Below are 6,447 nucleotides of genomic sequence, written 5' to 3' on the forward strand. Positions count from 1 at the left end.
AGCAATGTCAATTCCGGAACGGAGTATGCAGATCTGATAACAACAGTTTGGATTTATTCGTCAGTTCCGCGTAAGGAACGCGGCGATGCCCCCCGGTGTCAGGTCTGACATTCGGACACGGCCCCGGCTGTGCTCCCCGGTGTCAGGTCTGACATTAGGCCCCGGTGTCAGGTCTGACATTCGGACACGGCCCCGGCTGTAGCGCGCGCTACTGTGCTCTCGGTGTCAGGCCTGACACTGAGGGGGACAGAGGGGGACAGGCACCGAGGGGGACACCGAAGGGGAACAGCCGGGGCCGTGTCCGAATGTCAGACCTGACACCGAGGGGGGGACAGACACCGAGGGGGGACAGAAGGGGAACAGCCGGGGCCGTGTCCGAATGTCAGACCTGGCACCGGCGGGGGAATAAGATCAGGCGTGTCCGGCAGCCTTCTTGCCTTTGAACAGGCGCTTGCCGATCATTACCACGCCCAGCACCAGGGCGCCGGCGATCACGCCGATGACGGCGTCGATCAGGGTCGGCACAATCGCCTTGAGCACCGGCCCGATCCCGCCCACCGCACCCGCCGCTGCGGCGGCGTCCGCCACAAAATGATGCAGCAGCGGGAAGCCGTGCTCCAGAATGCCGCCGCCGACCATGAACATGGCCGCCGTGCCAACCACCGACAGGGTCTTCATCAGCTTGGGCGCCGCCGCCAGCAGCAGGCGTCCGAACGCGCGCGCGGCGCCGTTGGCCTGTTCGCTCAGGTACAGCCCGGCATCATCGAGCTTGACGATCGCGCCCACCAGCCCGTACACGCCCACCGTCATGATGATCGCAATGGCGGTCAGCACCGCCACCTGCTGCCCGAACGCCACCCCTTCCACCGTGCCCAGCGAAATGACGATGATTTCCGCCGACAGGATGAAGTCGGTGCGCACCGCGCCCTTGATCTTTTCTTTTTCGAGCGCGAGCAGGTCGACCGATTCGTCCGACAGCGCCTTGACCAGTTCCTCATGGTGGGCGGCGTCTTCGTCCGCGCTGTGCAGGTATTTGTGGGCGATCTTCTCGAAGCCCTCGAAGCACAGGTAGGCGCCGCCGATCATCAGCAGCGGCGTGATCGCCTGCGGCAAAAAGGCGCTGATGGCCAGCGCGGCCGGCACCAGGATCGCCTTGTTCTTGAACGAACCCTTGGCCACCGCCCACACCACCGGCAGTTCGCGCTCCGCTTTCACGCCCGTCACCTGCTGGGCGTTGAGCGCCAGGTCGTCGCCGAGCACGCCGGCGGTCTTCTTGGCCGCCACTTTGCTCATCACGGCGACATCGTCGAGGATGGTCGCGATGTCGTCGATTAATGCCAGTAAACTGCTTGCAGCCATCTGTCCTGCTCCAATAGGGTCGAAAAGATGCATCTTAACCCGAGTCCGTCCAGCCCCGCTTTTTGCGTTTCACCCCCCAAAATCTGCAATTCGTCGCTTTCCGGGCCTTGTCGCGATGGCATGTACGTATAGTGACATCAGTGCCAAGCCCGGCCATTAACCACGCCAGCCCGGGCCTGTCCTGATCGATACGTAAGCGACGCAAGCCAACCAGTTGATGTAAAGCGAGGCCACCATGAAATCCGAGTACGATTTTTCCACCGCATCCCCTGCCGCCGGGCGCCCGGTCAAGCGCAAGACGCGCATCACCATTTACCTCGATGACGAGGTGTTGCAGCAGTTCCGTTCGCTCTCCGAGCAGAGCGGCAAGGGCTACCAGACCCTGATCAATGCGGCCCTGCGCATGCGCCTGCCGCAGGCGCGCCCCGAGACCGCCCTGGCCGAGTAAGCGTCGCCAACAGCGGCGCGCGCGCCTTTTTCAGGCGCGCACAAACGCGCCCGATATCGTCGTGATCCAGTCACAGCGGGGCTTACTTTTGTGCGTACACTTTAGAATTTATTACATTAGGCAATAATTATGCTAATCTTCCCGCTCTTTTAACACGGGAGGATTTTTATGAAAAAAGGCGAACTGATTGCCGAATTTGCGAAGCGTACAGAAATGTCCGGCGCAGCTGCCAACAGCGCGGTAAACACGATCATCGAGATCATCACCGAGCGCCTGAAAAAAGGCGACACGGTCGGGATCACCGGTTTCGGTACGTTCTCCGTTGCCAAGCGCGCTGCGCGCAAGGGCCGCAATCCATCGACTGGCGAAGCGATCAAGATCGCTGCGTCGAAGTCGCCTAAGTTTTCGGCTGGCGCGACCCTGAAGGCTGCGGTCAACCCGAAGAAGAAGTAAGCGAAGCAGTCAGGCTCTGCGCGCGGCCTGAAGCGGCGACGTCGGTCCCAACCGGCTTCGCCGCTTCAGTTGCCGCGTGTTTTTTGGCTCCGCCCTGGCGCCCCGCCTTGGCGCCCCGCCTTGGCGCGTCGCCTTGGCGCTCCGCGTCACTGTCGTACCTTGTACCTTGCAGCACCGAGCCCTGTCTCCCTCCCGATTACCCTCTTCCCCGACTTCCCCATGCCGCTTGCCAACTGGATCGCCTTCGTCATCGCCGGCTCGCTGATCGCCATGTCGCCCGGTTCCGGCGCGGTGCTGTCGATGTCGCACGGCCTGGCCTACGGCTTTCGGAAAGCCAGCGCCACCGTGGCCGGCCTGCAATGCGGGCTGATGCTGGTGTTCGCCATCGCCGGCGCCGGGGTCGGCTCGCTGCTGCTGGCCTCGGAACTGGCATTTAATATCGTCAAGACGCTCGGCGCCCTGTACCTGATTTACCTCGGCGTGCAGCAATGGCGCGCCCCGGTGACGGCCGCGCGCGCCGACACGCCCGTGCTGGCCCACCCAAGCTGGCAAAAGCGCGTCCTGACCGGTTTCCTGACCAACGCGACCAACCCGAAAGGGATCATTTTCATGGTCGCGGTGCTGCCGACCTTCATTTCCCAATCCCTGCCATTGCTGCCGCAGCTGGCGATCCTGGGCGCCACCATGGTGACCATCGATACCATCGTCATGCACGGCTACGCCTTGCTGGCGTCATCCATGCAGCAGTATTTCCGCGACGCCGGCGCGCTGCGCAAGCAGAACCGGTTCTTCGGCGCCGTGCTGGCCTGTATCGGCGCTGCGCTGTTCTTCGTCAAGCGCGGCGCCAACCCAGCCTGAGTTGCTCCGAAAGTAACACGAGCGCAGAATGTGCAACTGTTTGTAACCCCTGTCTTCCGCTGGCGCGCTTGCGCGTTACACGTGGACGACGTCCCTTGTACGCCCTGGAGCCTGTATGACTATTCCTTTCCGTAAAACCGTGATGTTGTTGGCGTTCTCCGCCATCTCGACGCTGGCGCTGGCCGATACGCCCGCGCGCGTGGGCCGCATCGCCCTGAGCCAGGGACCGGTGAACATCAGCTCCGAGGTCGGCGAGGAAGCCACGGCGGCGCTGCTCAACTGGCCGGTGACGACCAGCAACCAGATCGTCACGCAACGCAACGGCCGCACCGAAATCCGGATCGGTTCGACCTCGGTGCGGCTCGATGGCGATTCGTCCCTCGATGTCATCGAACTCGACGACGACAAATTGCGCCTGCACCTGCATTACGGCAGCCTGAACTTGCGGGTGCGCAACGCCGAGGTGCTGCGCGGGCTCGACATTTCCACCCCGCAGGGCCTGGTGCGCCTGCGCGATGTGGGCCGCCTGCGCATCGACGCCGAACGCGTGCGCGACACCACCAACGTCTCGGTGTTCGAGGGCACGGCGCAGGTCGACGGCGGCGGTTCGAGCCTGTCGGTGCGCGCCGGCAAGCGCGTCGATGTGCATGAGGACGACGTGCGCACCGCGCTCGCGGTACGCGACAGTTTCGACGACTGGTCGCTGCAGCGCGACGCGCGCGACGAGCGCATCACCTCCGACCGCTACGTCACCACCGAGATGACCGGCTATGAAGAACTCGACCAGCACGGCGTCTGGCGCGACGACAGCGACTACGGCCCCCTGTGGACCCCGCGCACCGTGGCGGCCGACTGGGTGCCTTACCGCGACGGCCGCTGGACCTATCTGGCGCCGTGGGGCTGGACCTGGGTCGACAACGCCCCGTGGGGCTACGCGCCCTCGCACTACGGGCGCTGGGTGATGGTCAGGCAGCGCTGGTCGTGGGCGCCGGGGCGCAATATCGGCCGTCCGGTGTGGGCGCCGGCGCTGGTCGGCTGGGTCGGCGGCAGTAACTGGAACCTCGCCTTCAACGACAACGGCGCGCGCCGCAATGCGCCCGCGCAGGGCTGGTATCCGCTCAATCCGGGCGAATCCTACGTGCCCGGCTACCACTTGCCGCCCGAGCACCTGCGCCACCACAACCGCCATGCGCGGCCCGACTATCGCCCGGGCCGGCACGACGGCCTGACCGTGGTCGGCCTGAACCAGTTCGTCGGGCGCGGCCAGATCGTGGTGCCGCGCGCGCCGCGCCCGGTGCTCACGCCGCTGGCCACCCAGAACATCCCGTTCGGCGCGCCACCGCGACCGCAGGGCAACTGGCGCAATCGCTTCGACCGCGACGGCGATGGCCGGCCCGACCGCAACGCAATTGGCCGCGTGATCACGGCGCCGTCCAATGACGCCCAGCCGTTCAGCCGCCGCGACGGCCGGCCAGGCGACAACGAACGCTTCGTGCGCACCCCGCCGCAAGTGCTCACCACCAATGAACCGCAGCGCAGCCTTGCCGAGAAGGACAGGCGCCAGCGCGAAGCCGAGATCGAACGGCGCGAGCGCGACCAGGCCAACGAACGCCGCGTGCGTGAGCTGGAAACCGATAACCGCCGCGCCGCGGATGGCCAGCAACGCCAGCGCGAAGCCGAGCTGGCCGGGCGCCGGCGCGAGGCCGAGGCCGACCGCCAGCGCGGCGCCGAAGGCGAGCGCCTGCGCACGATCGAGAGCGCGCGCCAGCAGCGCGAAGCCGAAGCGCAACTGCAAGGGCAACGCGACGCCAGCAATCGCCAGCAAGCCGAACGCCAGCAGCGCGAGGCCAACAACCGCCAGCTCGCCGACCGCTTGCAGCGCGACGCCGACCAGGAACGCCTGCGCCAGCTGGAACGGCAGCAGCAGGCCGAGCGCCAGCAGCAAGCCGAACGCCAGCAGCGCGACGGCGAGAACGCGCGCCGCCAGCAGGCCGAGCGTCAACAGCACGATGCCGAGAATGCCCGTCGCCAGCAGGCCGAACGCCAGTCGCGCGATGCCGAGAACGAACGGCGCCAGCAGGCCGAGCGCCAGCAGCGTGACGCTCAGCAACGCGACGCCCAGCAGCGCGAGGCGGCCCAGGCCCAGGCACGCCAGGCCCAGCAAGCGCAGCAGGCCCAGCAATCGCAAGCCCAGCAATCGCAGCAGCAACTGCAAAAGCAGGCCGAAGAGGCCGACAAGCGCGAACGCGCGCGCGAGCAACGCCAGGACCGCCGCGACAACGTGCAGCAACAGATTCGCTGAGCCGCGCATGCGCGCGCTCGCCTGGCGGGTTCGTCCTACCAGTCTCACCTGTTCCTCCCAAGGGAATAGTTCAAGGCCAGCCTAGCGCTGGCCTTTTTTTGGCTACAATGTCATCAAGCGCGTTCCCATACGGGGAGCGCGGCTGTGTTGTCAATTTTTAGAACTGGATTGTGTATGGAACCGACTGAATCCCTCATTGAATACCCGAGCGACTTCCCGATCAAGGTGATGGGCCCCACGCATGACGATTTCGCGGCGACCATCATCGACGTGGTGCTCGAATTCGACCCCACCTTTCACATCGGCCGCATGGAAGTGCGCCCTTCGCCGCAAGGCAACTACACCGGCCTGACCGTCACCGTGCGCGCCATCAGCCGCGAGCAGCTCGACGACTTGTACCGCGCGCTGCACGCTCACCACATGGTCAAGATCGTGATGTAAGCGTTCGCCTGCCGTGAATGGCCTTGTAGTATCTGGGAAATGGGAAAAATTGGTTAAAAATACATGATATAATGTTATCATTATTTTTTTGAATCATGCTTTTCCTGGAAAAACTACTATGCTTATTGTAAATAACGGCATCATCACCAGCGCTCGCATTCAGGTGCAAATTTTTCCGAAGATTGAGCATGGGCCCATGAGAGATGTCAGTGGCATCATTCTGCACCAAACCAGCAGGGAATGATGGTTTCTCAACCATGGTCGGATATTCCTTCAAACCTGCAGGTAACGGTGCGCATTTCCTGATTATCCCGGGAGGTCAAATTATTCAGACCGCCAGAATTAATCAGGTTTGCTATCACGTAGGTCGTATCAATGCGTATTGCAAGACGGTGCATCGATGCACCCCAAGGGACGACGAGGTCTTGGCGGGAATAGCGAAGACCTACGCAAATGATAAGGTGATTAGCGCTGATCTTCAGCATAACTGAACTTTGGTCGCCGTTACGTGTCCAACCTTGCATATGCGTGCGCGGTGGCGCAGGCGGGAGAAGATTATGGCGACGATGAATCGGGTTCAGTTTCA

The 6,447-nt window shown here is 63.7% G+C and carries 7 protein-coding genes; 5 read left to right on the forward strand and 2 right to left on the reverse strand.

The genetic code is table 11. The features are described 5' to 3' along the window. Positions 1–411 precede the first annotated feature (411 nt). Entirely contained in the window at positions 412–1,359 is a 948-nt protein-coding gene (locus F1735_RS15960; protein ID WP_167237849.1) for a DUF808 domain-containing protein, read from the reverse strand. Positions 1,360–1,594: 235 nt separating this feature from the next. On the opposite strand from F1735_RS15960, the gene F1735_RS15965 reads away from it, so the two are divergent. The 5 genes from F1735_RS15965 to F1735_RS15985 all read left to right on the forward strand — a co-directional run bounded on the left by F1735_RS15965 (position 1,595) and on the right by F1735_RS15985 (position 5,861). Further along, entirely contained in the window at positions 1,595–1,807 is a 213-nt protein-coding gene (locus tag F1735_RS15965) for a BrnA antitoxin family protein (RefSeq protein WP_167222710.1), read from the forward strand. A 168-nt stretch (positions 1,808–1,975) separates the two neighbouring features. Next, positions 1,976–2,260, forward strand: a complete 285-nt coding sequence (locus F1735_RS15970) for an HU family DNA-binding protein (RefSeq protein ID WP_126074928.1) — start codon at positions 1,976–1,978, stop codon at positions 2,258–2,260. Between the two features lie 219 nt (positions 2,261–2,479). Continuing rightward, on the forward strand, positions 2,480–3,118 hold the full coding sequence (locus F1735_RS15975) for a LysE family transporter (RefSeq protein WP_167237850.1): 639 nt from the start codon (positions 2,480–2,482) through the stop codon (positions 3,116–3,118). Positions 3,119–3,233: 115 nt separating this feature from the next. Further along, entirely contained in the window at positions 3,234–5,420 is a 2,187-nt protein-coding gene (locus F1735_RS15980) for a DUF6600 domain-containing protein (protein WP_167237851.1), read from the forward strand. A 174-nt stretch (positions 5,421–5,594) separates the two neighbouring features. Beyond that, positions 5,595–5,861 carry a DUF493 family protein gene (locus tag F1735_RS15985; protein ID WP_167237852.1) on the forward strand — a complete coding sequence of 89 codons (267 nt, stop codon included), beginning with the start codon at positions 5,595–5,597 and terminating at the stop codon, positions 5,859–5,861. Between the two features lie 251 nt (positions 5,862–6,112). On the opposite strand, the gene F1735_RS35700 is transcribed toward F1735_RS15985, so the two are convergent. Beyond that, positions 6,113–6,447 (reverse strand): hypothetical protein (locus F1735_RS35700; RefSeq protein WP_222853003.1); only part of this gene is annotated, 335 nt, incomplete at its 5' end.

This window comes from Massilia genomosp. 1 (assembly GCF_011682185.1).
Lineage (GTDB): Bacteria > Pseudomonadota > Gammaproteobacteria > Burkholderiales > Burkholderiaceae_D > Telluria_A > Telluria_A rubra.

Excerpts from the sequence above, each read along its gene's own strand:
- F1735_RS15960 (WP_167237849.1), bottom strand. The coding sequence starts at position 1,359 with ATGGCTGCAAGCAGTTTACTGGCATTAATCGACGACATCGCGACCATC.
- F1735_RS15965 (WP_167222710.1), top strand. The coding sequence starts at position 1,595 with ATGAAATCCGAGTACGATTTTTCCACCGCATCCCCTGCCGCCGGGCGC.
- F1735_RS15970 (WP_126074928.1), top strand. The coding sequence starts at position 1,976 with ATGAAAAAAGGCGAACTGATTGCCGAATTTGCGAAGCGTACAGAAATG.
- F1735_RS15975 (WP_167237850.1), top strand. The coding sequence starts at position 2,480 with ATGCCGCTTGCCAACTGGATCGCCTTCGTCATCGCCGGCTCGCTGATC.
- F1735_RS15980 (WP_167237851.1), top strand. The coding sequence starts at position 3,234 with ATGACTATTCCTTTCCGTAAAACCGTGATGTTGTTGGCGTTCTCCGCC.
- F1735_RS15985 (WP_167237852.1), top strand. The coding sequence starts at position 5,595 with ATGGAACCGACTGAATCCCTCATTGAATACCCGAGCGACTTCCCGATC.